Annotated in this window: 23 protein-coding genes and 2 tRNA genes; 17 read left to right on the top strand and 8 right to left on the bottom strand. The window is 70.8% G+C overall.

The window, feature by feature from the left end; translation table 11 throughout:
- Nucleotides 1-8: 8 nt before the first annotated feature.
- Nucleotides 9-524 (bottom strand): DsbA family protein, encoded by a 516-nt coding sequence (locus tag OG782_RS06240; RefSeq protein WP_406448393.1) that lies wholly within the window; start codon nt 522-524, stop codon nt 9-11.
- 179 nt (nt 525-703) lie between these two features.
- On the opposite strand from OG782_RS06240, the gene OG782_RS06235 reads away from it, so the two are divergent.
- The 4 genes from OG782_RS06235 (at nt 704) to OG782_RS06220 (ending at nt 3,794) form a co-directional block, all read left to right on the top strand.
- Nucleotides 704-1,159 (top strand): hypothetical protein, encoded by a 456-nt coding sequence (locus tag OG782_RS06235; RefSeq protein ID WP_406448392.1) that lies wholly within the window; start codon nt 704-706, stop codon nt 1,157-1,159.
- Between the two features lie 228 nt (nt 1,160-1,387).
- Nucleotides 1,388-2,407, top strand: coding sequence for a LacI family DNA-binding transcriptional regulator (locus OG782_RS06230; protein ID WP_406448391.1), 1,020 nt, complete (start codon nt 1,388-1,390; stop codon nt 2,405-2,407).
- A 72-nt stretch (nt 2,408-2,479) separates the two neighbouring features.
- Entirely contained in the window at nt 2,480-3,451 is a 972-nt protein-coding gene (locus OG782_RS06225; protein ID WP_406448390.1) for an acetylxylan esterase, read from the top strand.
- 187 nt (nt 3,452-3,638) lie between these two features.
- The gene (locus OG782_RS06220; RefSeq protein WP_250970762.1) at nt 3,639-3,794 is read left to right on the top strand and encodes a hypothetical protein; all 156 of its coding nucleotides are present in this window, start codon (nt 3,639-3,641) and stop codon (nt 3,792-3,794) included.
- Nucleotides 3,795-3,798: 4 nt separating this feature from the next.
- On the opposite strand, the gene OG782_RS06215 is transcribed toward OG782_RS06220, so the two are convergent.
- A complete protein-coding gene (locus OG782_RS06215) occupies nt 3,799-4,377 on the bottom strand; it encodes a CGNR zinc finger domain-containing protein (RefSeq protein WP_406448389.1) in 579 nt (192 codons plus the stop codon).
- 345 nt (nt 4,378-4,722) lie between these two features.
- Nucleotides 4,723-5,136, bottom strand: coding sequence for an SsgA family sporulation/cell division regulator (locus OG782_RS06210; RefSeq protein WP_003959770.1), 414 nt, complete (start codon nt 5,134-5,136; stop codon nt 4,723-4,725).
- A 190-nt stretch (nt 5,137-5,326) separates the two neighbouring features.
- Here OG782_RS06210 and OG782_RS06205 point away from each other — a divergent pair, with 190 nt between their 5' ends.
- From OG782_RS06205 to OG782_RS06175, 7 genes are all read left to right on the top strand, one after another.
- Nucleotides 5,327-5,818: a TIGR02611 family protein gene (locus OG782_RS06205; RefSeq protein ID WP_406448388.1), complete on the top strand. Its 492-nt coding sequence runs from the start codon at nt 5,327-5,329 to the stop codon at nt 5,816-5,818.
- 54 nt (nt 5,819-5,872) lie between these two features.
- Nucleotides 5,873-5,944, top strand: a tRNA-Val gene (locus OG782_RS06200).
- Nucleotides 5,945-6,120: 176 nt separating this feature from the next.
- Nucleotides 6,121-7,404, top strand: a complete 1,284-nt coding sequence (locus OG782_RS06195) for an ABC transporter substrate-binding protein (protein ID WP_406448387.1) — start codon at nt 6,121-6,123, stop codon at nt 7,402-7,404.
- 12 nt (nt 7,405-7,416) lie between these two features.
- The gene (locus OG782_RS06190; protein ID WP_406448386.1) at nt 7,417-8,406 is read left to right on the top strand and encodes a carbohydrate ABC transporter permease; all 990 of its coding nucleotides are present in this window, start codon (nt 7,417-7,419) and stop codon (nt 8,404-8,406) included.
- Nucleotides 8,403-9,266: a carbohydrate ABC transporter permease gene (locus OG782_RS06185; RefSeq protein WP_406448385.1), complete on the top strand. Its 864-nt coding sequence runs from the start codon at nt 8,403-8,405 to the stop codon at nt 9,264-9,266. Before OG782_RS06190 ends, OG782_RS06185 begins: the two co-directional genes overlap by 4 nt.
- Before the next feature lie 7 nt (nt 9,267-9,273).
- Nucleotides 9,274-9,855, top strand: coding sequence for a hypothetical protein (locus tag OG782_RS06180; RefSeq protein ID WP_406448384.1), 582 nt, complete (start codon nt 9,274-9,276; stop codon nt 9,853-9,855).
- 97 nt (nt 9,856-9,952) lie between these two features.
- The gene (locus tag OG782_RS06175; RefSeq protein ID WP_406448383.1) at nt 9,953-12,697 is read left to right on the top strand and encodes a Tat pathway signal sequence domain protein; all 2,745 of its coding nucleotides are present in this window, start codon (nt 9,953-9,955) and stop codon (nt 12,695-12,697) included.
- Between the two features lie 36 nt (nt 12,698-12,733).
- Here the strand turns inward: OG782_RS06175 and OG782_RS06170 are convergent, their stop codons facing one another.
- On the bottom strand, nt 12,734-15,244 hold the full coding sequence (locus OG782_RS06170) for an SCO7613 C-terminal domain-containing membrane protein (protein ID WP_406448382.1): 2,511 nt from the start codon (nt 15,242-15,244) through the stop codon (nt 12,734-12,736).
- Between the two features lie 83 nt (nt 15,245-15,327).
- Between OG782_RS06170 and OG782_RS06165 the strand changes: the two genes are divergently transcribed.
- Together OG782_RS06165 and OG782_RS06160 are read left to right on the top strand one after the other, a co-directional pair.
- On the top strand, nt 15,328-15,774 hold the full coding sequence (locus OG782_RS06165) for an SRPBCC family protein (protein ID WP_406448381.1): 447 nt from the start codon (nt 15,328-15,330) through the stop codon (nt 15,772-15,774).
- Between the two features lie 39 nt (nt 15,775-15,813).
- Nucleotides 15,814-15,885: transfer RNA gene (locus tag OG782_RS06160), tRNA-Val, on the top strand.
- A 96-nt stretch (nt 15,886-15,981) separates the two neighbouring features.
- Here OG782_RS06160 and OG782_RS06155 read toward each other — a convergent pair.
- Complete coding sequence (locus OG782_RS06155) at nt 15,982-16,707, bottom strand: 3'-5' exonuclease (protein ID WP_406448380.1); 726 nt, start codon at nt 16,705-16,707, stop codon at nt 15,982-15,984.
- 190 nt (nt 16,708-16,897) lie between these two features.
- Here OG782_RS06155 and OG782_RS06150 point away from each other — a divergent pair, with 190 nt between their 5' ends.
- From OG782_RS06150 to thrS, 3 genes are all read left to right on the top strand, one after another.
- Complete coding sequence (locus OG782_RS06150; protein WP_406448379.1) at nt 16,898-17,464, top strand: DUF4365 domain-containing protein; 567 nt, start codon at nt 16,898-16,900, stop codon at nt 17,462-17,464.
- Complete coding sequence (locus OG782_RS06145; protein ID WP_406448378.1) at nt 17,464-18,765, top strand: hypothetical protein; 1,302 nt, start codon at nt 17,464-17,466, stop codon at nt 18,763-18,765. Before OG782_RS06150 ends, OG782_RS06145 begins: the two co-directional genes overlap by 1 nt.
- Before the next feature lie 78 nt (nt 18,766-18,843).
- Nucleotides 18,844-20,820 carry a threonine--tRNA ligase gene (thrS, locus tag OG782_RS06140; RefSeq protein WP_406448377.1) on the top strand — a complete coding sequence of 659 codons (1,977 nt, stop codon included), beginning with the start codon at nt 18,844-18,846 and terminating at the stop codon, nt 20,818-20,820.
- Nucleotides 20,821-20,848: 28 nt separating this feature from the next.
- On the opposite strand, the gene OG782_RS06135 is transcribed toward thrS, so the two are convergent.
- The gene (locus OG782_RS06135; RefSeq protein WP_406448376.1) at nt 20,849-21,526 is read right to left on the bottom strand and encodes a potassium channel family protein; all 678 of its coding nucleotides are present in this window, start codon (nt 21,524-21,526) and stop codon (nt 20,849-20,851) included.
- Between the two features lie 66 nt (nt 21,527-21,592).
- Between OG782_RS06135 and OG782_RS06130 the strand changes: the two genes are divergently transcribed.
- A complete protein-coding gene (locus tag OG782_RS06130; protein WP_406448375.1) occupies nt 21,593-22,153 on the top strand; it encodes an HIT family protein in 561 nt (186 codons plus the stop codon).
- A gap of 105 nt (nt 22,154-22,258) precedes the next feature.
- Here the strand turns inward: OG782_RS06130 and OG782_RS06125 are convergent, their stop codons facing one another.
- The gene (locus OG782_RS06125) at nt 22,259-23,929 is read right to left on the bottom strand and encodes a hypothetical protein (RefSeq protein WP_406448374.1); all 1,671 of its coding nucleotides are present in this window, start codon (nt 23,927-23,929) and stop codon (nt 22,259-22,261) included.
- Between the two features lie 147 nt (nt 23,930-24,076).
- Complete coding sequence (locus OG782_RS06120) at nt 24,077-26,302, bottom strand: elongation factor G-like protein EF-G2 (protein ID WP_406448373.1); 2,226 nt, start codon at nt 26,300-26,302, stop codon at nt 24,077-24,079.
- Between the last annotated feature and the right edge of the window lie 380 nt (nt 26,303-26,682).

Genomic DNA, 26,682 nt, shown 5'->3' with positions numbered 1-26,682 from the left:
GCCGCCGCTCAGTCCTGTTCTGCGAGCAGCCGGTCGGCGATCTGCTCGATCCGCTCCCGCAGCCCGTCCTGGCTCCTGCCGCCGTCCAGCCGCTCGCCGCCGATGACATAGGTGGGCGTGCCGGTGACCCCGATCGCCTTGCCCTCGGCCTGGTCGGCGTCGACGATCAGCATGTGCCGGCCGTCGATCAGTGCGGTGTCGAACTCCTCCGCGTCCAGGCCGAGTTCACCTGCAACCTCGATCAGCAGCGGCTCGCCTGCGCGGGCGAGGCCAGCCGTGCGGGCGAGCACCGCCTCGATGTACGGCCAGTCCTTGCCCTGCGCCGCGGCCTCCTCGACGGCCTGCGCCGCGGCGTAGGCGTGCTTGTGCTTCTCCAGCGGGAAATGCCGCAGCCGGATCTCCATCCGGTCGCCGTACCGGGCGCGCAGGGCGTGCACATCGGCGAGGGCCTGGTGGCAGTCGGGGCACTGGAGCTCGCACCAGATGTCGAGGACGACCGGTGTTGCGGAGGTGGAATCGCTCATGGGGCCAGTCTCGCAGGGAGCAGGCGGGGATACCGACCGGCACCGGCCGGGGCCGGTCCTACGGCACCTGGGGAGGATCCCGGCCCTGAAATGTCCCTGATGCGGGCCGGGAGCGTGGCCTCCCGCCCGGTGACCGGTGCAGGATGGAAGGGACGTTTCCCCTGCGCCTGGAGGCACTGATGCTTGCCGAGACGATTTGTTCCGCGGCGTCCGCGGCGGGCCTGGGTATCGCCGCCGTCACCGCGTACCGGAAGCGGTTCCTCACTGCGGCCAGGATCGCCGCGTACTCACTGGTCCCGATCGGCCTGGTGCTGACGGGGGTCGTCGAGTGGCTGGCGGGCATCGCCTTCAAGCCGAGCGTCTGGCTGGGCTTCGGGGTGCTGGGGGTGGCCTGGCTCCTGTTCATGACCACCCGCGCGATCGAACGCCGCGGCGGGGGCAGCCGCAAGGAACGCAAGGCGGCTGCCCGTGCCGCACAGGGCGACGCCGTGGCGCCCACCGCCTCCGCCCCGACGCTGGGGGCGGGCGCCCCCGCCGGCCGGACCCGGCCGCAGCCGAAGAAGCAGGCCGCCTCGGCAGAGCAGGGTGAGGACTTCGATGACATCGAGGCCATTCTGAAGAAGCACGGCATCTGACCGCCGGCCCGTCCCCGCACCCGTCCCGCATCCTTCGGGTGCGGGACGGGAGCCGTTGGGCGCCGGACGGGAACCATGTGTTATGAATCGATTCAGTCATGATCCTTGACGGTGCCCGGTGATCGGGCTAGCGTCCCGAGCGCGTTGAAACAATTCATTCACGCCGTCCGTACGATGGGGTGACGCCGCTTGACGAGTGCGGCCAGGGGCACCAGTGGGGCAGGACGAGTGGCGCGTGTGGCAGGGATCAAGGATGTGGCCCGGCAGGCCGGGGTCTCCGTGGGCACGGTCTCCAATGTGATCAACCGGCCCGAGGCCGTGCTGCCCGAAACCCGTGCCCGGGTGCTGGCCGCCATCGAGGAGCTCGGATACGTCCGCAGCGAGTCCGCGCGGCAGCTCAGGGCGGGCCGCAGCCGGATCATGGCGCTCCTCGTCCTGGACATGGGCAACCCCTTCTTCGTCGACGTGGCCCGCGGCGCCGAGCGCGCCGCCCGGCAGGCGGGCCTGGGCGTCATGGTCTGCAACAGCGGTCAGAGCCCCGCGGAAGAGGCCGAGTACCTCGGCCTCTTCGCCGAACAGCGCGTGTGCGGGGTGCTGGTCACACCGGCCGACGCCTCCGGCCGCAACCTCGAGTCCTTCGCCCGCCACCGGATTCCCTACGTCCTGGTGGACCGCGTGGCCTCCGGCACGGGGACCTGCGCGGTCTCCGTCGACGACGTGCGGGGCGGCGCGCTGGCCGTCGGGCATCTGATCGCCGCCGGCCATCGCTCGGTGGCCTACGTCAGCGGACCGGGCGACCTGCACCAGATCAGGGACCGACGTGAGGGCGCGCTGACGGCCCTCGCCGAGGCCGGGCTGGATCCCGCGGCACTCGTCGAGATCCCCTCCGACCGCCTGGACGTGGCGGCGGGCCGTGACGCCGGGGCCCGGCTGCTCGGACTCGTGCCACGCCCCACCGCCGTGTTCTGCGCCAACGACCTGCTCGCCCTGGGTGTGCTGCAGGCCCTGTATGCCGCCGGGGTGCGCGTGCCGCAGGACATCGCCATCGTCGGATACGACGACATCGAATTCGCCGCCGCCGCTGCCGTACCGCTCACCTCGGTCCGCCAGCCCGCGGTCGTGATGGGCCGGATGGCCGCCGAACTCCTGCTGGAGGAGGCCGACGACGAGGACGGTCACCACGAGCACCGAAGCGTGGTGCTCCAGCCGGAACTCGTCGTGCGCGCATCGAGCTCCACACCCCGCTGAGGCCCGGCCTGCCTCGCCTGTGCCCCCTGGCCGCCGATCCCTTCCCTTCCGCATGCCCGAAACGGAGATGCCGTGACCCTGTTCGACCTCCCCCTGGATGAACTCCGCACGTACCGGCCCGAGTCCGGTGAGCCGGACGACTTCGACGCCTTCTGGCGGCGCACCCTCGACGAGGCGGCCGCGCACCCGCTGGACGCCGATTTCACCCCGTACGACGCGGCGTTGAGCACCGTCGACACATATGACGTGTCGTTCGCCGGCTGGGGCGGACACCGCATACGCGCCTGGCTGAACGTGCCCGCGGGCGCCGATGGCCCCCTGCCGACCGTCGTCCACTACCTCGGCTACGGCGGCGGCCGCGGACTGCCGCACGACCACCTGGTCTGGCCCGCCGCCGGCTGGGCCACCCTCCTCGTGGACACCCGGGGCCAGGGCGCCGTCAACGCTCACTCGGCAGGCTCCACCCCCGACCCGCACGGCGGCGCCAATCCGCAGGCGCCCGGATTCATGACCCGCGGCATCCTCGACCCCGACGAGTACTACTACCGCCGGGTGTTCACCGACGCGGTGCGCGCCGTCGAGGTGGCCCGCACCCACCCCTCGGTCGACCCGGACCGGATCGTCGTGCACGGCGGCAGCCAGGGCGGCGGCATCGCGCAGGCGGTGGCGGGGCTCAGCCCCCACGTCACGGCCGCGCTCGTCGACGTACCGTTCCTGACGCACTACCGGCGGGCCGTCGAGATCACCGACAGGGACCCGTACCAGGAGATCGTGGGCTTCCTGTCCACCCAACACGGCGCCGCCGACCAGGTGTTCCGGACCCTCTCGTACTTCGACGGCATCAGCTTCGCCGCCCGGGCGGACGTTCCTGCGCTCTACTCGGTGGCCCTGATGGACCCCGTCTGTCCGCCGTCCACGGTCTTCGCCGCCTACAACCACTGGGCGGGCCCCAAGGAGATCGAGGTCTACCCCTGGAACGGCCACGAGGGCGGCGCCTCCGCCCACCGCCAGGTGCAGCTGCGCATGCTGCGCGACCTGGGCTGACACGACAGGGGGGCGGGGGGAGCGCGACCGGGGCCGGGGGAGGGCGTACGGGGTCCGGCGGTTCCGAAAATATGCCGGGTGATCGGACGCCGGAGCGAATCGGCTCGCCCGGCGAGGAGTGAACTCCCGTCACAAAAAGGCGTGTTGATCGTCGGCGGGAGCCGCTCTGCGTCATGATCGTCCCGAGATGGTGGACACCTCCCGGGGCGATGCCCCCGCACCCCCTGCCGAAGAGCCGCGTGGCTGCCTCTTCGCGCTTTCCCAGCCCCCTCTGATGATCTTCCTCACGGTGATCGGCAGCCTGCTGCTGATGGCCGCGTTGCACGATCTCTTCGTGCTGTGAACGGTCAGCCGGCCGCTTCCCTGCGACGCGCCCGGTACGCGGCGACGTGCAGGCGATTACCGCAGGTGCGACTGGAGCAGTAGCGCCGCGAGCGGTTGCGCGAGAGGTCGACGAACGCGTGCCGGCAGTCCGGCGCCTCGCAGCGCCGCAGCCGCTCCGTCTCGCCCGCCACGATGATGAAGGCGAGAGCCATCCCGCAGTCGGCCGCCAGGTGGTCTGCGATCGAGGCGTCCGGCGCGAAGTAGTGCACATGCCAGTCGTAGCCGTCGTGATTGCTGAGCTGCGGTGTGGTGCCCGCGGCGGCCACGAGGGAATTGACGAGCGGTGCGGCGGTCCGCGCGTCCTCGGCGGCGAAGACCTCGGCGAACCGTGCCCGTACGTCGTGGACGGCCCGGAGGTCCTTCTCGTCGAGCTCGCCCACCCCGCTCACCCGATGGCGTCCGGCGAACGCGTACAGCGCCGCGGTGTCGGCGAGCCCGTCGGCCGGTGAGGAGCCGCCCTCCGGCTGATCGCTCTCCGGCGCGGTGTTCACCAGATCGACCACCATGTCGAGGGCGATCCGGGTGTCGTGGGGGATCAGCACGCTTCCGCTCCCTGGCCTCCGGCGGGCGGGTGTCCGCCGATGCCGGCTGACTCTACTGGCTCGGCAGTGGCGGACAGGGGGCCTGAGGGGCTCCTGGGGCTCCCGGGGCGCACTTACCGGCCAATCCCCCGGTGCGACCGGTCCTCGGGCGCCTGGCGGGGCCGCGGATGCCTCGGCGGGGGCGCCCCGCGAGCGGGTGGGCGCGGAGATGTGCGGGCGGGTGAACGCGGACGGCGCCGCCACCACGGTGGATTCCGTGGTGGCGGCGCCGTGTCTGCCGTATGAGGTTGTCTGCGCGGCGCCGTCTCCCCGAGTCGGACGGCGCCGTGCAGCTCTCGGCCTGGCTCAGCTCTCGGCCAGGATGTGTGAGAGCTCCGTATCGAGATCGAAGTGACGATGCTCGGTGCCAGGCGGTACCGCGGCGTCGGTCCTCTTCAGGAACGACTCCAGGGCCCTTGCCGGGGCCTCGAGCAGCGCTTCGCCCTCTGGGGAGCTCAGTGCGATACAGACGACGCCCTGGCCGTGACTTCGGGATGGCCAGACGCGGACGTCTCCGGTGCCGGTGGGCCGGTGCAGCCCCTCGGCAAGGAGGTCGCGGGCGAAAACCCACTCGACCGTTTCCTCCGCTCCGGTGTGGAAGGTGGCGTGCACGGCATACGGATCGGCCGTGTCATACCGCAGGCCCGCGGGTACAGGCAGTGAGGACTCGCTCGACACAACGAGGCGCAGGTGCAGCTCGCAGCTGACCGTGGTGTTCATAAGCGCCAGGGCCTTTCGCTCAGTGTGCGCTCGGGGATTCGCACGTCGGCGAAATCGACATGCCACCTACGGTGGCGTTGTAAACCCCTCTGACCGTTTTGTGATCCTTCAGGTAGCTCGTACAGCGGTGTGTAACTTTGGGTTATGCGGCCATTCCGGTGACGGCGGGCGTTCCGGTAGGTTGGCGACCATGAATGCGGAGAGTGACGAGCGGGACGGGGCCGCCGCACCGGCGGATCCGGCGCCCGTAACGGGGGATGTGCCGGAGAGCGTGACGGGGGACGTCACGGAGGGTGTGACGAAGGAGGACCGGGAGCTCGGCTCCAGGGCGCCGGGGTTCATCAAGGCGTCCAGGACGCTGCACCTGAGCTGGCAGGTCGGTGTGTTCGTGGTCGGCCTCGCCGTGGTGGGGGCGGGCATCGTGATGCTGCCGCTGCCCGGTCCGGGCTGGCTGGTGATCTTCGGCGGCATGGCGATCTGGGCGACCGAGTTCGTCTGGGCGCAGCTGGTGCTGCGCTGGACGCGGCGGAAGGTCACCGAGGCTGCCCAGCGTGCGCTCGATCCCAAGGTCAGACGGCGCAACATCGCGCTCACGGTGATCGGGCTCGTGATCATCGCGGTGCTGATGGGGATCTATCTGTGGAAGTTCGGAATCGTCATGCCGTGGAAGATCCACGAGTGACCCGGAGGTGGTCGGGGGGCGCCGCTGACATGGGGTAATGTTTGGCCTGCGCCCGGGCGATTAGCTCAGTGGTAGAGCGCTTCGTTCACACCGAAGAGGTCACTGGTTCGAACCCAGTATCGCCCACCCCGGACCGACGGCCCGGAAGCTTCTTGAAGCTTCCGGGCCGTCGGCGTTTCCGGGTGTCCCGTTCAAGCGCTTCGATCGATTTTCGTCCCAAGTGTTGACGTCGCCGGTGGCGCTCCCTACTTTGACCCGGCAAGCGCTTTCTAAAACGATTCAATCAAGCGTAGGGGCGAACTATGTCTCGGAACCAGGGCATGGACCGGCGGCAGATGCTGAAGCTCGCGGGCTTCTCGGCTGCCGGTCTCGGGCTGACCGCGGCCGGCTGCGGTTCGGGCGGCGGCTCGAACGGGCCGGTCACCATCCGGCACGCCTGGTGGGGCGCCGACGACCGGGCCAAGAAGGTCCAGGAGTGCGTCAGGCTCTTCGAGAAGAAGCACCCGAAGATCAAGGTGAAGACGGACTTCCAGCAGTACCCGGACTTCTGGAAGAAGTTCAACACCCAGGCGGCCGGCGGCAACCCGCCGGACGTCATCCAGAACGCGGTGACCTTCCTGCGCAAGTACGAGGCGAAGAACGTCCTGCTCGACCTCGGCCCGCAGGCGAAGAAGGGCAACCTCCAGCTGGACGGCTTCCGCGCCGGACTGGAGAAGTTCGCCGAGATCGACGGCAAGCTCCTCGGTGTCCCGGTCGGCAGCAACTCGATGGCCCTGGTCATCGACGAGAAGGTCTTCGAGAAGGCCGGCGTCGACCACAGCCTCGGCTGGACCTGGGACGACTGGTACGCCGGACTGCGGAAGATCAAGTCCGGTCAGGGCGTCGCCGGCGACTCCGGCCCGCACGGCGTCATGTACCTGTACGACCTGGTGCTGCGGCAGAACGGAAAGGCGTTCTTCACCGAGGACGGCATGGGCTTCGGCGAGAGCGAACTGCTGCCCTACTGGACCGAGGCGCTCGCCCGGGTCAAGTCCGGCATCTACGCCGACCAGAAGAAGGTCGAGCAGATCAAGCCGGCCTCCGCGCTCGCCAAGGGCCTCTCCGCCGGTGAGTTCACCTGGGACAACTTCTCCGTCCGCTACAGCGCGGAAGGCAAGAGCAGCTACAGCCTCGCGCCCATACCGAGCACCGACGGCAAGAAGACCGGCCAGTACCTCGGCTCCCTGATGCTGAGCGGCACGGCCCGCACCAAGCACCCCGCCGAGGTCGCCACCTTCATCAGCTTCATGACCCACGATCCCGCGGTCGCCCGGATCATGGGCTACGACCGCGGAGTCCCCGCCACCACCGCGCAGTTCGAGGCCTTCCAGCCCACCGACGCCCCGAGCAAGGCCATCGGCGCGTACGAGACCGAGATCGCCGAGGCGGGCGTGCTGGAGCCCATCACCCCGCACCCGGCCGGCGCCGATGTCGTCGAGGCGGCGTTCCTGCGCATCGCCGGTGACATGTCCCTGGGCAAGGCCTCACCGGAGGACTCCGTCAAGCAGTTCTTCTCCGAGGCGAAGACCGCCCTCGCCTCGAACTGAGAGGAGAACGCGGTGACTCACATCCAGACGTCCACGAGCGGCCCGGTCCTCGACACGGACCTCGCCGCCGTGGAGCGGAGCGGCGCGGGACGCAAGACCCGCCCCGCGCCGCAACCGCGGGGCCGCCGCGAGAATCTGACCGGCTATCTCTTCATGTCGCCCTGGATCGCGGGCTTCCTGTTCCTGATCGCCGGGCCCATGGTGTTCTCGCTGTACCTCGCCTTCACCGACTACAACCTGTTCGACGCCCCCAAGTGGGTCGGTCTGAAGAACTTCACCGACATGTTCGCCGACCCCCGCTGGCGCCAGTCGGTCAAGGTGACCTCCTGGTACGTGGTGATCGGCACCCCGGTCAAGCTGGCCGCCGCCCTCGCCGTGGCCATGCTGCTGGCCCAGAAGCGCTGGGGCCAGTCCTTCTACCGGGCGGCGTTCTACGCACCGTCACTGATCGGGGCGAGCGTCTCGGCGGCCATCGTCTGGCGCGCGCTGTTCTCGGACGGCGCCGTCGTCGACCGGGGGCAGCAGCTGTTCGGCATCGACGCGGGCGGCTGGATCGGCGACCCGCAGATGATCATCTACGCGCTGGTGGCCCTCACGGTCTGGCAGTTCGGCGCCCCGATGGTGATCTTCCTGGCCGGCCTCAAGCAGGTCCCGAGGGAGCTCTACGAGGCGGCGAACGTGGACGGCGCGGGCTCCTGGCGCAAGTTCTTCAACATCACCCTGCCGATGATCTCGCCGGTGCTGTTCTTCAACGTCCTGCTGGAGACCATCCACTCCTTCCAGATCTTCGCCTCCGCCTACATCGTCAGCAACGGCAGCTGCGGCCCGGCCGACGCGACGCTCGTCTACACCTGTTACCTGTACGACCAGGGCTTCGCGAACAGCCGGATGGGCTTCGCCTCGGCCATGGCATGGCTGCTGCTCGTCGCGGTGGGCCTGGTCACCGCCGTGCTGTTCTGGTCCCAGAAGCGCTGGGTGCACTACGAGGAGGGGGGCCGATGACCCCGATGGACACCACTGCCGTACGACGCCGGCTTCCCGCCTCCCTCGCCTGGCACATCGGCGCGCTCGTCCTCCTGGTGGTGATCCTCTACCCGGTGGTGTGGACGATCGGCGCCTCGTTCAAGCCGAGCGAGGACATCGTCGGCGCGCTGAACCTCTTCCCGGCCGACCCGGTCACCGACAACTACCGGCGGCTCGCCGACGGCATCGCCGACATCCCGATCTGGAAGTTCTTCCTGAACTCCGCCTACATATCGGTCGGCTCGGTCATCGGTGTCGTCCTCTCCTGCTCGCTCACGGCGTACGCCTTCACCAAGGTCCGCTTCGCCGGGCGCAACGCCATGTTCGCCATCATGATCGGGACGCTGCTGCTCCCGTACCACGTACTGATCATTCCGCAGTACGTGATGTTCCAGAAGCTGGAGCTGATCAACACCTTCACTCCGCTCTTGATCGGCAAGTACCTGGCCACCGACGCCTTCTTCGTCTTCCTGATGGTCCAGTTCATGCGCGGACTGCCCAAGGAACTCGACGAGGCCGCCCGGCTGGACGGCTGCGGGCACCTGCGGATCTACTGGTCGATCGTGATGCCGCTGTGCCGGCCCGCGCTCATCACCAGCGCCATCTTCACCTTCATCCAGGCCTGGAACGACTTCATGGGCCCGCTGCTCTATCTCAATGAGCCGGACAAGTACACCGTCTCCATGGGGCTGCGGATGTTCATCGACCAGGACGCCGTCGCCGACTACGGCGGCATGATCGCGATGTCGCTGGTGGCCCTGCTGCCGGTGCTCGCCTTCTTCCTCGCCTTCCAGCGCTACCTCATCGACGGCATGGCCACCTCCGGCCTGAAGGGCTGAGCACCCCGTGGCGACCAAATCCGGTACCGCGCCCAGGACCTCCTTCGTCCGGGAGCGATTCAGCGTCTTCTCCGAGTGCCTGCTCACCGGCGTGTGGATCACCGTCGCCGCCCTGCCGCTGGTCACGTTCCCCGCGGCGTTCGCCGCGGGGAGCAGCCACCTGCGCCGCTATCTGGACGGTGAGGCGGGCGGGGTGCGGGAGTTCGCCGCCGACGTACGGGAGGCCTTCCGCGGCGGCTGGCGGATCTCCCTGCTGTGGTGGGCGGCACTCGCCCTGCTCGCCTTCGACTGGCAGGTCGCCCGCTCCGGCCTGCTGCCGGGCGGCCCCGCGCTCGTCGCCGTGAGTCTGCTGGGACTTCCGGCCGTCGCCGTCTGGGGGTTGCGTACGGCCGCTGCCTGGCAGCCCGGTACACCCTGGGCGCAGACCGTACGGACTGCGGGACGTCGGACCTTCACCGACCCGGCCGGATCTCTGCTGCTCGTCGGCGGGTTCGTCGCCCTGGCCCTCACCGCCCGGCAGATCCCGCCGCTGGCCGCACCCGCACTCGGCTGCCTGGCCGCTGCGGCGGTCGCCGCCGACCGCCGCTGACCCGGTCCCACCTACCGCACCACATCTCACCACGCGTCAGCGTGCGATCAGTCATGCCCATTTTCGCCACGCATTCTCGCCACGAACTGGAGTCGTGATGTCCCCGATCCCCCGCCGTACCGTCCTCAAGGCAGCCGCCGTCGCCGGCGCGGCCACCCCCTTCTCGTGGGTGCTGAGCGACACCGCCCAGCAGGCCACCGCCGCCACCGGGAAGGCCGATGAAGGCCCCGTCGAGATCGGCTGGCTGGAGGAGGCCGGCCTCGGTGCGGCGCCCGGCTCCACCTTCGGCGTCCCGTGGGCCAAGGGCCGCTTCCCCGCCGACCAGAAATTCGCTCTCGCCACCGCCGACGGCAAGGACATCCCCGTCCAGACCTGGACCACCGCCAAATGGCCCGACGGCTCCCTGAAGTGGACCGCTCACGCGGTCGGCCCCGAGGCGGGCGGCGCCAAGAAGTTCACCCTCACCGCCGGTGAGCCCGCCACCCCTGCCGGCAAGGTCACCGTCAAGAACAGCGGCGGCTCGATCACCGTCTCCACCGGAGTCGTCACCGCGAAGATCGGCAAGAGCGGCTCCTCGCTCATCACCTCCCTCACCCGCGGCTCCACCGAGATCGCCAAGGACGGCCGCCTCGTCCTGATCCGCCAGGGCGAGATCGAGGACGGCGACCAGGGGCAGGAGAAGTACGAACGTTTCGAGAGCGCCATCAGCAGGACGGAGGTCGAACAGAGCGGCCCCGTCCGCGCCGTCGTCCGCATCGACGGCAAGCACCGCCGCGGCAACCGCTCCTGGCTGCCGTTCTCCGTCCGGCTCTACTTCTACGCGGGCGCCGAATCGTTCCGCATGATGCACACCATCACCTTCGACGGCACCCAGGAACCCGGAAAGGCGAGCGGCGACTTCATCCGCGGCCTCGGCGTCCGCTTCACCGTCCCGATGCGCGACGAGACGTACGACCGGCACATCCGGATCGGCGGCGACGAGACCGGCATGCTCCGCGAGGCCGTCAAGGGCATCACCGGACTGCGCCGCGACCCCGGCGCGGCCGTCCAGGCAGCCCAGTTCGAGGGCACGAAACTGCCCGACCCGGCCACCTGGGACCAGCGCGTCACCAGCCGCCTCCCGCTCATCCCCACCTGGGGCGACTACACCCTCAGCCAGCTCTCCGCCGACGGCTTCTCGCTGCGCAAGCGGACCAAGAAGGGCCACGGCTGGATCGCCGCGGGCGGCGGCCGGCGTGCCTCCGGCTTCGGGTACGTGGGCGGTGCGAGCGGCGGACTCTCCTTCGGGCTGCGCGACTTCTGGGAGAAGTACCCCGCCCAGCTCGACATCCGCGGCGCCGACACCGACGCCGCCGAGGTCACCATCTGGCTCTGGTCGCCCGAGGCCGAACCGATGGACCTGCGCTTCTACCACGACGGGCTGGGTCAGGACACCTTCGCCGAACAGCTCCAGGGTCTCGAGATCACCTACGAGGACTACGAGCCCGGCTTCGGCACCCCGTACGGCATCGCCCGTACCAGCGAACTCGTCTTCTGGGCCAATGACTCCACCCCCAGTGCCGAGGCGCTCGCCCGGCAGACCCGCACCGTGCGCACCCTCCCGCAGCTCGCCGCGCCGCCGTCCCAGCTGATCGGCGCGGGCGTCTTCGGCGGACTCTTCTCCCCGGTCGACCGCTCCACCCCCGCAAAGGCGAAGATCGAGGACCACCTGGACTTCCTCTTCACGTACTACAAGGACCAGGTCGAGATGCGCCGCTGGTACGGCTTCTGGGACTACGGCGACATCATGCACTCCTACGACCCCGCCCGGCACCAGTGGCGCTACGACGTCGGTGGCTATGCCTGGGACAACTCCGAGCTCTCGCCCGACCTCTGGCTCTGGTACGCCTATCTGCGCTCCGGACGCGCCGACATCTTCCGCTTCGCCGAGGCCATGACCCGCCACACCGGCGAGGTCGACGTGTACCACCTCGGCGACTGGGCCGGCCTCGGCACCCGCCACGGGGTCCAGCACTACGCGGACAGCGCCAAGCAGCAGCGCATCGCCAACACCACCTACCGGCGCTTCTACTACTTCCTCACCGCGGACGAACGCGTCGGCGACCTGATGCGCGCCAACGTCGACTCCGACGAGACCTTCCTCGGCCTCGACCCGCTGCGCAAGATCCGCACCGAGCCCTACACCCCGGACCGGCACGCCCTGTCCGTCGGCTTCGGCACCGACTGGAGCGGACTCGTCTCCGCCTGGCTCACCGAATGGGAGCGCGGCGGTCCGCAGGCCGAGAAGGCCAGGGCCCGGGTGCTCGGCACCATGGAGACGATCGCCGCGCAGCCCAACGGATTCGTCCAGGGCAGCGGCCTCTACGACCTGGACACCGGGAAGTTCGCCGTCGCCACCGAGCCCGTCGTCAGCGTCTCCCACCTGTCCGGCGTCTTCGGGCTCAACGAGCTGTGCGCCGAACTCATCGGCCTGGTCGACATGCCGGAGTTCAAGGAGGCGTACCTCGACTACTGCCGCTACTTCAACGCCACCAAGACCGAACAGGCCGCCCGCTACGGCTCCAACTTCGGCACCCTGCTCCTGTTCCAGGGCCACTCCCGGATGGACGCGTACGCCGCCGTGCAGACGGGCGACGAGAAGCTCGCCGCCCGTGCCTGGGAGAAGTTCTACAACAGCGACGGATACAAGGAATCCGCCCCCTGGAAGACCGAGAAGGTGAGCGGCCCGGTCACCACCGTCCCGGGCAGCGAGGCCAACTGGGTCTACACCAACGACACCGCGCTCTACGGACTCGCCGCCATCGAGAACCTCGCGCTGGTCGGCGACCGCATGCCGGGCTGAGGCCCGTGAGGGCGCCCTGGGCCGGCATGCGGAACCTCACCGCATCCGGCCCAGGGCGTCCCTCAGCCGACGGGCATCGCGCAGCCTCTTCTCGTACGTCGCCCCGACGGCGAGCAGCAGCACCCCGGCGAGCGCGGGCGCCACCCAGCGCGGCATCGCGCCGACGACCTGGACCACGTACGGCGCGAGTTCGTGCACCGCGTCCAGGGCCAGCACCGCACCGCCCAGCACCAGAAGCGCCTGGAGCCCCATCCGCGCACCCAGCAGTGTGATCACCAGCGCCGCCGCCCCGAGCAGCAGCGGCCGCAGCCAGTGCGGATCGGCCCAGGCGGCGAGGAGCGAAGGCACCAGCGTCGCCGCCAGGCCCGCCCCGTACGCCGTCCACGAGGACGCTTCGGGATCGCGTCGCCGGCGAAGCGCACCGATCACCAGCGCCGGCACGGTCACCGGCAGGGTGTACGCCTCAGGGGACGACACCCCGGCCGCCGAAAGCCTGACCCACGCCGCCAGCACGAACAGGGCCGTCGCCAGATACCCGGCCACCGGCCGCCGCTCGGCGCGCAGCGCCGTGCCCGCGGCCAGCACCCCGCACAGCGCCAGCACGAGGGCCAGGAACCGCCCGTCGCCCAGGGCCATGCCGACGGCCACCAGCCCTGCCGCCGCGCCGGTCAGCTCGACCGGCAGCGCCACCGATCGCCCCTTCGGCCAGGCACCCAGCAGCACCGTGACGGCAGGAACGGCCAGCAGAAGGGGCGCCGCCTCGTACACCGCCAGCTCCAGCGACGCGCCGAGCGCACCCGCCGTCACCGCTGCGCAGACCACGGCCGCGCACGCCGCGACCGCCTGCACCGCCACGAGAGCCGGAGTCCTGGACGCGACCACCGGCGCGTCCAGCGCCGCCGCCGCACCGGCGAACACCAAGAGCAGCACACCGAACACGGCGTACGTGGCCGGCTCCGTGCCCAGCGACAGTAGAGCCACTCCCACCGCACCGGCCGCCCCGATCACCCCCGCGGTCAGCGCCGCCCCTGTCAGGCCGCGCCGCAGTCCGTACACGGAGAGGGCGAACACCGCCGCGACCAGGGTCAGCTGCACAGCGACGGCCGCCGCGTACGAGAGGTCCAGAGCGGCCGGCAGGACGGTCAGCCCCGCCCAGCCGAGCACCACGGCCCCCGCACCGGCCGAGCCCCGCCACGTGGGCCCGGGGCCGATCGCGGACCCGGCCCACCGCACCACACCCTCCCACGACCGGTACACGGCCCCGAGTGCCGCGGCCACCAGCAACAGCACCACCGGGGCCGCCGCCATCTGGGACCACGGCAGTCCGGTCGCACCGACCGCCTCCCGGGCCCCGCCGCGCGGCGTGCCCGCCCACATCCGGCCCAGCTGCGTCACCGGGCCCACCAGCACCACGGCGACCGGGGTGACCGAGAACAGCACCGAACCCGCCGTCACCAGCCCCGAGGCCCACACCAGACCCTGACGGGCCGGACGCGCCAGCGGAGCCCGCACCCCCGGCAGCAGCGCCACGCCGCACAGCAGATACCCCACGACGTCCCAGCCGCCGGACAGCCCGGCGCCCAGCACGCCGCCCACCGCGGCCACGGCCGCCAGCCCGGCCACCGTGCCACCGGCCACCGCGAACCCCGCCGGGGCCCACCGGGCTCCCGTCAGCGCGATGACCGCACCGGCCAGCAGCAGCGCCCCCGGCGCCACCGCCCCCGCCGGCCCCCCGGCCGACAGGGACTGCGCCAGGGCCACCAGCAGCCCCGCGGCCCCGGTCACCGCGAGACCCGCACACGCCGTGATCCGTACCGCGACACCCTTGAACCGCACGGCGATCGCGCAGTCCAGCGCCGCCGTCGCCAGCAGCGCACCGGAGAACACCAGCGGGCCCGCCCCTTCGGCCCACGCCCACAGCACCAGCGGCAGCTGCGCGCTCAGCACCGCCAGCGGCAGTGGCAACCGCAGCCGGCCGAGGAGCAGACCGTAGGCCGCCCAGAGCACGGCCAGTACGGCCGAGGCGGTCGCCGCGTAGCCGAGCCCGCCCGTCTCCGGCACCGCCACCCGGTGCAGGGCGTAGGCGTCGAGCACCATCAGGACCGACGCGAGGGCCGCGAGCGACTCGGCCGTCGCGGACAGCCCGCGGCGCAGCAGCGCCGCCGGCGCCGCCAGCGCACCGGCCGTCACGGCCGTCAGGACCGCACTGCGGCCGCCGATCCCCATGTGACCCCAGCTGACCAGCGTGAACGCGAGTGCCGCGATCGTCAGCAGAAGACCGCCGAGCGTCAGCAGCACATTCTGTGCGCTGCGGGAGCGGGCCGGGGGAGCGGCCGGCGCGAACGGGGGCGTGAACGGGGACGACGCCCGGCCCGGAGGCGGCGGGAACGACGGTCCGGGCGGCGCGGCCGGCAGCGGCCCGGGCGCCTGGAGCACGCTCACCAGCCAGACACGACGGGTCAGCAGCTGGGACCGGCGCTGGTCCAGCCGGGCGAGCTCGCGATCGAGGAGCGCCAATTCCTCGGCAGGTGGCGGCACATGTTCCATGGACGCGAGTGTGGCGGGACCCACGGAATCGGACATGCGCACGGGTACTCAGTTCCCGGACTGAGTATGGGCATCCTGGGGACATGGACTGGAGTCACTACCGATTTGTCAGCGTCTGGGACCTGTCCGCACCGCCCGGCACCGTCTACGAGCACCTCGAACGCGTCGAGCACTACCCCCAGTGGTGGCCCCAGGTCCGGGAGGTCACGCCCGTCGACGACACCTCCGGCACCACCCGGATCCGCTCCCTGCTGCCCTACGACCTCGTCGTGACCGTGCGCGAACGCCGCCGCGACGCACCGAACGGCGTCCTCGAAGTGGCCCTCACCGGCGACCTCGAGGGCTGGGCGCGCTGGACCGTCACCCCGCACGGCACCGGGAGCCGGGCCACGTACGAACAGGAGGTGGTGGTGCGCCGCAGGCTGATGCGCGTCCTCGCCGTGCCGGGACGCGCCGTGTTCCGGGCCAATCACGCCCTGATGATGCGGGCCGGCCGCCGCGGACTCGCGGCCCGGCTGGAAGCGGTTTGAACCACACCCGCCCGGCCCTGTATGGTTCAACCCGTTCCCGGGCGATTAGCTCAGTGGTAGAGCGCTTCGTTCACACCGAAGAGGTCACTGGTTCGAAACCAGTATCGCCCACCCCGGGAGAGGCCGGTCCGTCAGCAACAGCGACGGACCGGCTTCTGCGTGTCCGGCTGCCGGACCCCGCCCGTACAGTCCGGGCGGAGCACCCGCTCACGCCGCCGCGCGCAGCTCCGGGCGCAGCGGCCAGGCCGGATCCACCGTCTCCGGCGTCCCGCTCCTGGTGAACCAGGCCTGCAGACCACGGGCCTGGGCGGCGTGCCACACCGCCTGCAGTGTGTGCAGCTCCGCCGGCGACAGCCGCTCAAGACGCGTGGCGAACCGCCGCCCCACCGCCCGGACCAGCTCCAGCGAGGCCGCGGCGTCGGCCGCCGCGTCATGCGCCCCGTCCAGCACCACCCCGTACAGCTCGCACAGATCCGTGAGCGTGCGCCGGCCCTTGCGGTAGCGGTCCAGGTGCTTGTCGAGCACCCGCGGATCCAGCACGCACAACGACGACTGCTCCAGATACGCGGCCAGCGACGACGTCCGGTGCCGCTTCAGCTCCCGGTCCAGCAGCGTCAGATCGAACGGCGCGTTCATCACCACCAGCGGCCGGCCCGCCGCGCACTGCTCGGCCAGCGCCCGGGCTATCTCCTCCACCACCGGCGCGGGCCACCGCCCGTTGCGCTGGAGGTGGTCATCGGTCAGCCCGTGGATCTCCGTCGCCCCCGCGGGCACCGGCACCCCCGGATTCACCAGCCAGCGGGTGACGCGCATCCGTCCGCCCGCACTGTCCTGGACGACGAGGGCCGCCGAAACGATCCGGTCCTCCTCGACGTCCACTCCCGTCGTCTCCGTGTCGAAAGCGGCCAACGGCCCTTCGTACCAATGAGTCATCCCCGAACTCCTCGCACCCGCGCGGCAGATGGCGTGATTCCCCTGCCCGGTTCGGTGATACCCGCACCCTTTGCCTGATACGCCGTTTGCGGGGCGCTCGCTGCGGTGACAACACAGGTGACGGGGACGGAAGTTGACACACCTCCGCCTCCGGCAACCCATCGGCACAGCCCGGAAGGCATACGGAGCCATGGCGCTCGCGCAGCCCGAACCGAGTGGGCTGCTGCCCCAGCGGACCGCACCGCTGCGCGGCGCACTCGCCACCACCGCCTGCATGGAGACCCTCCAGGTGGGCTACTTGCACGCGGTCGCGGCCGCGGCGGGGTGCTCCCTGTCGCAGCCCTTCCCCGACAACGGCATCGACTGGCACGTCAGCCACGGCGCCCCCGGGCACGTCGTCGACGACGAGGTGACCATCAAGGTCCAGCTGAAGTGCACCTACCAGATACCGGCCCGCCCGCCCGGCGCGACGTTCGCCTTCACGCTCGACAACGCCCACCTCGTGAAGCTCGCCCGGACGCCCGTGTCGGTGCACAAGATCCTGGTCGTGATGCTCGTCCCGCGCAGCCAGGACGACTGGCTGCGGGCCGGGCACGACCGCCTCGACCTGCGGCACTGCTGTTACTGGACCAACCTGGCCGGCCACGCCGTGACCGGCCGGCACCGGACCACGGTACGGATCCCGACCTCGCGCATCTTCGACGACCGAGCGCTCTGCGAGATCATGACCCGTGTCGGGGCGGGAGGGAGACCCTGATGCACCGGCCGATGGACGAGTCCGTCAACGAAGCGATCCCGTCAGCCATCCGACCCCACCCCACCGGGCCGGCCGGACCCTGGCCCGCCGGTTCACCGCCGGCCGGGGGCCTCCCCGACCCGGCGCGCGTCGACCCCGTGGTGCTCGCCACCCTGCTCGCCCGCCACGGCTGGCAGCGGCGCGGCGGCGCCGCCGGACGCTACAGCCGCTGGACCCCGCCCGGACCGCCCGCCCCGGCCGGCGGGCCCACGAGTCTGCTCCTGCCCGACACCACCGCTTTTCCCGACAGCGCGGACCTGCTGGGGGAGGCGCTGACCGCCCTCGCCCGCAGCGCCGCCCCCTCCGCCCGCGACATCCTGGTCTCCCTCACCGTCCCCAGCGACGAGATCCGCTGGTGGCGCGAGGTGCCCGAACCGGCCGCCGGAGCCGCCGGAGCGGCCAGCTGGACCGGGGCCGAGCAGCTGCACGGCGCGGCCCGGCAGATCCTGCTGGCCGGGGCGCTCGCCGTGCGGGGCCGGGCCGGCTACCACGGTGCCCGCCACCGTCGGCGCGCCCTCGCGGCGCTCGGCTCCGTCCTGATAGGACCCGCACCCGGCGGCCGCGACCTCACGGCGTTCGTCCCCGTGGAGGCGGGCCGTCCCGTCGCCGTACGGCTCTACCACGCCCTGCACGCCGCCCGGGAGGCCGTCGACTACCAACGCGCAACCGGCGGCATGGAGGCCTTCGACACCGCCGTGGAGGCGGGCGTCAGCCGTGAACTGACCGAGGCCGTCGTCGCGCTCGTCCGGGGCTCGGAAGGAGCCGGGATCGCCCTGGAATGGGCGCCCGCCGCGGGAACTCCCTACGGCTGCCCGGCACGCCCCGAGCCGGTCGAGTTCTCCCCGGGCGACCTGCCGGCCCTGCGCCGGGCGGGCGCCCGTTACCTCAGGGACGAGCCCGCGGTGCCGGTACGGATCACCGGCGCCGTCGTGCGGATGCGCCGCTCGGGACCGCGCGGAGCCGGAATCGTACGGCTGCGGGTGCTCGCCGGAGCCGAGGTGCCGCACGTACGGCTGGAGCTCGACGAGGAGGCGTACCGGATCGCGGGCCACGCCCACCTGGTGGGGCTGCCCGTCCGGGTGGAGGGCAGGCTGGAGAGCCGGGGCGGCTTCCGGCGGCTCACGAGGGCCTCGCAGGTGGTGCCGGTGCAGGTCGACGAGGAGGAACGGGACCGGCTGATGAAGTCGCTCCAGGAGAACGTCGACTATTTCGAGGAGGCGTGCACGGGGGAGCAGCGGGGCGCAGGCGGTCCATTTCGCTAAGGGGGCCGTCGGCTCGGTACGATTCCCCTTGCGTCCGCCATGGGAATGCGGGTGCGCCCCCTCAGTCAGGAGAGACCGGTGTCAGACGTCCGTGTGACCATCCAACGCGATTCCGAGCGGGAAGAGCGCGTGGTGACGACGGGCACTACGGCAGCCGAGCTCTTCCCCGGCGAGCGCACCGTCGTCGCCGCCCGCATCGCCGGTGAGCTGAAGGACCTCGCGTACGTCCTCGCCGACGGCGAGACCGTCGAGCCCGTCCTGATCTCCTCCGAGGACGGCCTCAACATCCTGCGGCACTCCACCGCGCACGTGATGGCGCAGGCCGTGCAGGAGCTCCACCCCGAGGCCAAGCTCGGCATCGGCCCGCCGGTCAAGGACGGCTTCTACTACGACTTCGACGTCGAGAAGCCGTTCACGCCCGAGGACCTCAAGGCCATCGAGAAGAAGATGCAGGAGATCCAGAAGCGGGGCCAGAGGTTCTCCCGCCGGGTCGTGACGGACGAGGCGGCCCGCGAGGAGCTCGCCGACGAGCCGTACAAGCTGGAACTCATCGGCATCAAGGGCTCCGCCTCCTCCGACGACGGCGCGGACGTCGAGGTGGGCGGCGGCGAGCTGACCATCTACGACAACCTCGACCCGAAGACCGGCGAGCTGTGCTGGAAGGACCTCTGCCGGGGCCCGCACCTGCCGACCACCCGGTTCATTCCGGCGTTCAAGCTGATGCGGAACGCGGCTGCCTACTGGCGCGGCAGCGAGAAGAACCCGATGCTCCAGCGCATCTACGGGACTGCCTGGCCGACCAAGGACGAGCTGAAGGCGCACCTGGAGTTCCTGGAGGAGGCCGCCAAGCGCGACCACCGCAAGCTCGGCAACGAGCTGGACCTCTTCTCCTTCCCGGACGAGATCGGCCCCGGCCTCGCCGTCTTCCACCCCAAGGGCGGCATCATCCGCCGGGCCATGGAGGACTACTCGCGGCGCCGCCACGAGGAGGAGGGCTACGAGTTCGTCTACTCGCCGCACGCCACCAAGGGCAAGCTCTTCGAGAAGTCCGGCCACCTGGACTGGTACGCCGACGGCATGTACCCGCCCATGCAGCTCGACGACGGGGTGGACTACTACCTCAAGCCGATGAACTGCCCGATGCACAACCTGATCTTCGACGCGCGCGGCCGCTCGTACCGCGAACTGCCGCTGCGTCTCTTCGAGTTCGGCACGGTGTACCGGTACGAGAAGTCCGGCGTCGTGCACGGTCTGACCCGCTCGCGCGGCTTCACGCAGGACGACGCGCACATCTACTGCACCAAGGAGCAGATGGCCCAGGAGCTCGACAGGACGCTCACCTTCGTCCTGAACCTGCTCCGCGACTACGGTCTGACCGACTTCTACCTGGAGCTCTCCACCAAGGACCCGGAGAAGTACGTCGGCAGCGACGAGACCTGGGAAGAGGCCACGGAGACGCTCCGCCAGGTCGCCGAGAAGCAGGGGCTGCCGCTGGTCCCGGACCCGGGCGGGGCCGCGTTCTACGGCCCGAAGATCTCGGTGCAGGCGCGGGACGCCATCGGCCGGACCTGGCAGATGTCGACCGTGCAGCTCGACTTCAACCTGCCGGAGCGTTTCGACCTGGAGTACACCGGCCCCGACGGCACCAAGCAGCGCCCGGTCATGATCCACCGAGCCCTGTTCGGTTCCATCGAGCGCTTCTTCGCCGTGCTGCTCGAGCACTACGCGGGTGCGTTCCCGGTGTGGCTGGCGCCCGTCCAGGCGGTCGGCATCCCGATCGGCGACGCGCACATCCCGTACCTCCAGGAGTTCGCGGCCCAGGCGCGGAAGAAGGGTCTGCGCATCGACGTGGACGCTTCGTCGGACCGGATGCAGAAGAAGATCCGGAACCACCAGAAGGCCAAGGTTCCGTTCATGATCATCGCTGGTGACGAGGACATGGCCAACGGAGCCGTCTCCTTCCGCTACCGCGACGGTTCGCAGGAGAACGGCATCCCCGTCGAGGACGCCATCGCCAAGATCGCCAAGGCCGTCGAGGACCGCGTCCAGGTCTGATCCGTGCCCGGCAGGGGCCCCCGGTGAGCTACGCGCTCGCCGGGGGCCCCTTCTCGTCCTCCCGCCGGAACACCTGGATCAGCCACGACGAGAACGAACCCGTCACCGCCCCCAGCAGGGCCAGCCCGCAGACCATCAGGAACGCGGCGATGACCCGGCCGACCGGGGTCACCGGCACGGCGTCCCCGTACCCCACCGTCGTGAGGGTCGCGCACGCCCACCAGGCCGAGTCGCCGAACGTACGGATCGAGGCGCCCGGTGCGTCGTGCTCCTGGTGGTAGACCGCGAGGGAGGCGGAGAGGCCCAGCAGCAGGGACGTCAGGCCGGCGTACGACATCACCCGGGCGTACAGGCTCAGCCGCGGTTCGTCGCGGCGTTTCTGGACGGCCGTGTAGACCTTGATCAGGCGCAGCGGGCGCAGCAGCGGCAGGAGGAGCACGATCGTGTCGAGCCAGTGCACCCGGACGAAGCGGTGTCCCAGGCCGCTGAGCCGGATCCGTACGGCGTAGTCGATGGCGAAGAGCAGCCAGGTGGCGCCGACCAGGGCGAGGGCGAGGTCGTGCCACGGTTCGGCGTCGTGGGGGGCGAGGACTCGGGCCGCGTAGCCGAGCATGAACAGCAGTGAGGCGGCGAAGAGCGGTACCTCGGTGCGCTGCTCCCAGAGGGTCAGGGCGGGTGAGGGCCGGTCCGGGGTGCGGTCGCTCATCGGCCCAGCATCGCGGTGGGTGAACGGGATCGGCCCCGGCGACACGCTTCTCGCGGGGTACGCAATATGCTGATCGGCATGACGAGTGAGCCGGAGCAGCAGATCGGAGTGGGGACGCCCGACGCGTTCCAGCGCCTGTGGACGCCCCACCGGATGGCGTACATCCAGGGCGAGAACAAGCCGACCGGTCCGGAGGCCGGCGACGGCTGTCCGTTCTGTGCGATTCCGTCGAAGTCGGACGTGGACGGGCTCGTCGTCGCGCGCGGCGAGAAGGTCTATGCCGTGCTGAATCTGTATCCGTACAACGGTGGGCATCTGATGGTGGTGCCGTACCGGCATGTCGCGGACTACACCGAGCTGGACGGTCCCGAGACGGTGGAGCTCGCCGATTTCACCAAGCGGGCGATGACGGCGCTGCGTGCGGCGTCGGGGGCGCACGGCTTCAATATCGGGATGAACCAGGGTGCCGTGGCCGGTGCGGGTATTGCCGCGCATCTGCACCAGCACCTGGTGCCCCGCTGGGGCGGTGACACCAACTTCATGCCGGTGGTGGGTCACACCAAGGTGCTGCCGCAGCTGCTGGCCGACACGCGGGCGATGCTGGCCGACGCCTGGCCCGCTGCCTGATCCCTGATCTGTTCCGCGTGGGGCGCTCCGGTTCTCCGGGGCGCCCCACGGGTGTTCGCGGCGGTACGAGAGGCCGGCGGTACGCGCTGCCGACGACGAAAGGCCCTAGACGTCGTACAGGTCGGCCTTGCGCGGGGTGGGGTCCTGGACCAGTCCGCTCAGTATCGTCGAGCGGTTACCGAAGCGTTCGGTGTCGACGCCGTTGTCGTCGAGGACCTTCATGGCTGCGTTGTGCACGACGCGCAGTACGGGTGTGGCGGCGCGCATCGCGTCGTCGGCCATGAAGCGGTGGCGCCACGGCTTCTCGGCCCAGGCGTGCCGCAGTCCGAAGGGTTCGGGCAGGGCGATCTTGCCGCCGAGGTAGTCCAGGAGCGGCGGGTACCAGGTGAACGGGGCGCGCAGGGCCAGGCGGACGACTTCCCTGGACTCCACGAGTGCCAGTGTTATGTCGCGGGTCTCCCAGAACCTGACGGTCTTGTTGACCGTCTTCTTCTTGGCTTCGGGCTTGCTGGTGAACAGGGAGTGCACCGGTCCGAGCGCGTGCCCGGTCACTTCGATGCGCAGGGTCTCGAAGAGCACCGTGACGGTGATCATCATGGTGATGACCAGCTGGCCGTCCCAGAGGGTGAACTGGACGCCGAGGTAGTGCCGGTCTCCGCCGCCGAACTGCTGGTGGTTGCAGATGCGCTGTATCTCGTGGGGTTTGACCTGGAAGGTCGCGACGTCCTCGCCGGCGGGGCGGGAGACCGAGTCCGCGTTCTCGCCGACGGGCGAGACGATCCAGTGGGTGACCGAGGGAGTGGGGAATCCGCCGGTGTTCAGCGGGCCGCGTTCCAGCATCTTGAGCTGGTCGTGGATGACGCGTATCAGGTCCCAGCTGCGGAACTGGTGGAACTCCTTGCCCGGCTCCTTGGACACGAGGTCCTCGGCGAGCTGCCAGCTGCCCCAGCGGGTGCCCATGCCCAGGATTCCCTTGGGGCCGGCGTAGAAGACCGAGTTGGACTGCTGTTCGGCGGAGAGCTTCTCCAGGCCCTGGCGGAGTGCCTCGCGGGCGGTTTCGTTGGGGTTCTTCGGTACGGCTTCGGGGATCTTGGCGACGACGCCGCCACCGGAGAGGAGCCCTTCCCACCGGGCGCGCATGTCCTGGGCGGACTTCTCGGCGATCCGTTTGGCGATGAGCCAGCCGATGACGGGGGCGATGACCATCGCCCGTACGTACAGCCCCAGGAGTCCGTTGAGGGGTGCCTTGATCAGCAGGAAGAGGGCTGCGATGCCGATGATGGGCAGCAGGGCGTTACCGAGGGCGCCGAGGGCCTTGTCCTTGGTGTTGCCGAGGCCGTCGCGCAGGCGGAACGCGATGACCCACATCAGCATGCCGGGGAGGAAGGCGAAGCCGAACAGGGCGGTCACGGCGGTGAGTTTGGTGTCGCGGGCCTTGCGGAGCCGGGTCGCGGAGAGGCAGTGCTCGACGACGGTCTGCGGGTCGCTGCCGAAGGACTGGATGAGGGCCTTGCGGGCGCCGCCCAGGGTGCGTTCCTGGACGGCGCGGGAGAAGGCCTCGCCGAGGTTGGGCTTGAAGTAGTCGGACTTGAGGATCTTCGAGCTGCCCGCCTTCACCTCGGACTTGTGCCACTCGCTGTTGGCTTTGAGGATCTCCTCCACCGGGCTGTCGCGGTACGCGGCGGAGGCGAGGGCGTTGGTCGCCACCGCCGCTCCTGCCGACCCCTGGAGCGGAATCTGCGCTCCGGGAGAGAAATCGAATCCGTTGCTGGCCACTGTCGCCCCCCACTCGCCGTCGACGAACCGCTCCTGCGGCTGTTTCCCAACTGCCGTGCCCGGCACACTTTCTGAGCTGGCACCACAGCGTATCGTCCGGATCAATAGGCCGTCGGGACCTGTGGACAACCAGGGTGCTCCGGTGGCTCATGAGTCGTTCGTGGCGTCTTCCTGCTGTTCGCGGATGCGGTCCGCGAGCTGTGGGGGCATGGCCTCGTGGCGGGCGTAGGAGCGGTCGAAACGGCCGGTGCCGTGGGACAGGGAGCGCAGATCGACCGCGTACCGGCCGATCTCCAGTTCCGGTACCTCGGCCCGTACGAGGGTGCGTCCGGGCCCGGACTGCTCGGTGCCGGTCACCCGGCCGCGGCGGCCCGAGAGGTCGCTCATGACCGGGCCGACGTAGTCGTCGGGGACCAGGACGCGGATCTCGGCGACGGGTTCGAGGAACCGGATCCGGGCGTCGGCGGCGGCCTCGCGCAGGGCCAGGGCGCCCGCTGTCTGGAAGGCGGCGTCGGAGGAGTCCACGGAGTGGGACTTCCCGTCCCGCAGGGTGACCCGGACGTCGACGAGCGGGTGTCCGGCGGCGACGCCGCGGGCGGCCTGGGCGCGGACACCCTTCTCGACCGAGGGGATGAACTGGCGGGGGACCGAACCGCCGACCACCTTGTCGACGAATTCGATGCCGGATCCGGGCGGCAGCGGCTCGACGTCGATCTCGCAGATCGCGTACTGGCCGTGGCCGCCGGACTGTTTGACGTGCCGGCCGTGTCCGGTGGAGGGCCCGGCGAACGTCTCGCGCAGGGCGACGCGGTGGGGGACGGCGTCGACCTGTACGCCGTAGCGGCTGCGCAGCCGGTCGAGCGCGACTTCCAGATGGGCCTCCCCGAGGCACCACAGGACCACCTGGCGGGTGTCCTGGTTCTGCTCGAGCCGCATGGTGGGGTCCTCGGCGACGAGCCGTGCGAGGCCGTGGGAGAGCTTGTCCTCGTCGGCCTTGCTGTGCGCCCGGACGGCGAGCGGAAGCAGCGGATCGGGCGTCGGCCAGGGTTCCATCAGCAGGGGGTGGTCCGGGGCGGACAGGGTGTCGCCCGTCTCGGCGGTGTCCAGTTTCGCGACGCAGGCGAGGTCTCCGGCGATGCACCGGGTGAGGGGGCGCTGGTGTCTGCCGAAGGGGGAGGAGAGGGCGCCGATGCGGGTCCGGGCCTCGTGGAGGGGGCGGGGATCGTGGCCGGGGCCGGTGAGCCCCTGGCCGCAGACGTGCACCGTGTCGTCGGGGTGCAGGGTGCCGGAGAAGACGCGTACGAGCGAGAGCCGGCCGATGTAGGGGTCGGAGGTGGTCTTGACGACCTCGGCGACCAGGGGGCCCTCGGGGTCGCAGTCCAGGGCGGGCAGCGGGGCGCCGTGCAGGGTGGTGACGGCGGGCAGCGGGTGTTCGAGAGGGGTCGGGAAGCCGCCGGTGATCAGGTCGAGGAGTTCGACGGTGCCGATGCCCTGACGGGCTCCGTCGGCCGCGGGGGCCGCGGTGAGGACGGGGTGGAAGGCGCCGCGGGCCACGGCGCGTTCCAGATCGTCGACGAGTGTCTTGATGTCGACGGTGGCACCGGCCAGGTAGCGGTCCATCAGGGTCTCGTCCTCGCTCTCGGCGATGATCCCTTCGATCAGGCGGTTGCGGGCTTCGGTCAGCGATGCCTGCCGGGCCTCGGCGGGCGGGTGCTCCTGCCGCTCGCCGCCGGCGTAGTCGAAGACCCGTTGGGAGAGCAGTCCGGTGAGCCCGGTGAGCGGGGCGTGCCCGTCGGGGGTCTCGGGGCCGTGCACCGGCAGGTAGAGGGGCACCACGGCGTCGGGGTCGTCGTGGCCGAAGAGCTCGGAGCAGACCCGGGTCATCGCGTCGAACGGGGTGCGTGCGGTGTCGAGGTGGGTGACCACGATGGCGCGGGGCATGCCGACGGCCGCGCACTCCTCCCAGACGGCGCGGGTGGTGCCGGCCACGGCGTCGGCCTCCTGGGCCGCCGAGACGACGAAGAGGGCCGCGTCCGCTGCCCGCAGACCGGCCCTGAGTTCCCCGACGAAATCGGCGTAGCCGGGGGTGTCCAGCAGATTGATCCTGAAGCCGCCCCATTCGACGGGGACCAGTGAGAGCTGGACCGAGCGCCGGCGGCGCTGTTCGATCTCGTCGTGGTCGGAGACCGTCGCGCCGTCCTCGACCCGGCCCGCCCGGTTGACCGCGCCCGCGGTCTGCGCGAGTGCTTCGACGAGAGTGGTCTTGCCGGAGCCGCTGTGGCCGACCAGTACCACGTTGCGTATGGCGCGGGGGTGATCGGCCGCCGCTGCTCTTCCGGCGGCGCCGGTGTGTGCGTGTGCCCTGTCGCCCATGGTTCGTGCCTCCCGGGTGGTGGCGTGGGCGGGAGCACCGCCGACGCGGGGTGGGGAGCTGACGCACGGGCACGGGGGAGCCGCCGCGGCGGCTACGGCGACGCCCGCGGTATTCCGAGCTTTCCACTCCCCGCCGGATGCGTCCATACGTCGCACGGCGCTGCACGGGGCCCGGGGTGCCCGGACGGTGGAGTGCCGCGGGCGTGACTACGATGGGCCAGGAGGGTGCTGAAGGTCCTGGCCGGGCTCGCGGCGCCCGGCACGCACGTCTGCGGCGTTGCCGAATCGTCCCGATGGTCCTGCCATGGGGAGGTTCCGGCGCCTTGCAGCCGCACGCACCGGACGCCGCTCCCTGATCCGGCGGGTCCGTCAGCACCCTC

This window comes from Streptomyces sp. NBC_00876 (assembly GCF_045207435.1).
GTDB lineage: Bacteria > Actinomycetota > Actinomycetes > Streptomycetales > Streptomycetaceae > Streptomyces.
Note: the sequence above shows the minus strand (reverse complement) of the source record. Positions and strands in the feature narration are given on the sequence as shown.

Bases quoted from the DNA above. Each gene is read 5' to 3' on its own strand.
- OG782_RS06240 (WP_406448393.1), bottom strand. From the start codon at position 524: ATGAGCGATTCCACCTCCGCAACACCGGTCGTCCTCGACATCTGGTGC.
- OG782_RS06235 (WP_406448392.1), top strand. From the start codon at position 704: ATGCTTGCCGAGACGATTTGTTCCGCGGCGTCCGCGGCGGGCCTGGGT.
- OG782_RS06220 (WP_250970762.1), top strand. From the start codon at position 3,639: ATGGTGGACACCTCCCGGGGCGATGCCCCCGCACCCCCTGCCGAAGAG.
- OG782_RS06210 (WP_003959770.1), bottom strand. From the start codon at position 5,136: ATGAACACCACGGTCAGCTGCGAGCTGCACCTGCGCCTCGTTGTGTCG.
- OG782_RS06205 (WP_406448388.1), top strand. From the start codon at position 5,327: ATGAATGCGGAGAGTGACGAGCGGGACGGGGCCGCCGCACCGGCGGAT.
- OG782_RS06195 (WP_406448387.1), top strand. From the start codon at position 6,121: ATGTCTCGGAACCAGGGCATGGACCGGCGGCAGATGCTGAAGCTCGCG.
- OG782_RS06185 (WP_406448385.1), top strand. From the start codon at position 8,403: ATGACCCCGATGGACACCACTGCCGTACGACGCCGGCTTCCCGCCTCC.
- OG782_RS06175 (WP_406448383.1), top strand. From the start codon at position 9,953: ATGTCCCCGATCCCCCGCCGTACCGTCCTCAAGGCAGCCGCCGTCGCC.
- OG782_RS06170 (WP_406448382.1), bottom strand. From the start codon at position 15,244: ATGGAACATGTGCCGCCACCTGCCGAGGAATTGGCGCTCCTCGATCGC.
- OG782_RS06165 (WP_406448381.1), top strand. From the start codon at position 15,328: ATGGACTGGAGTCACTACCGATTTGTCAGCGTCTGGGACCTGTCCGCA.
- OG782_RS06155 (WP_406448380.1), bottom strand. From the start codon at position 16,707: ATGACTCATTGGTACGAAGGGCCGTTGGCCGCTTTCGACACGGAGACG.
- OG782_RS06150 (WP_406448379.1), top strand. From the start codon at position 16,898: ATGGCGCTCGCGCAGCCCGAACCGAGTGGGCTGCTGCCCCAGCGGACC.
- OG782_RS06145 (WP_406448378.1), top strand. From the start codon at position 17,464: ATGCACCGGCCGATGGACGAGTCCGTCAACGAAGCGATCCCGTCAGCC.
- OG782_RS06135 (WP_406448376.1), bottom strand. From the start codon at position 21,526: ATGAGCGACCGCACCCCGGACCGGCCCTCACCCGCCCTGACCCTCTGG.
- OG782_RS06130 (WP_406448375.1), top strand. From the start codon at position 21,593: ATGCTGATCGGCATGACGAGTGAGCCGGAGCAGCAGATCGGAGTGGGG.
- OG782_RS06120 (WP_406448373.1), bottom strand. From the start codon at position 26,302: ATGGGCGACAGGGCACACGCACACACCGGCGCCGCCGGAAGAGCAGCG.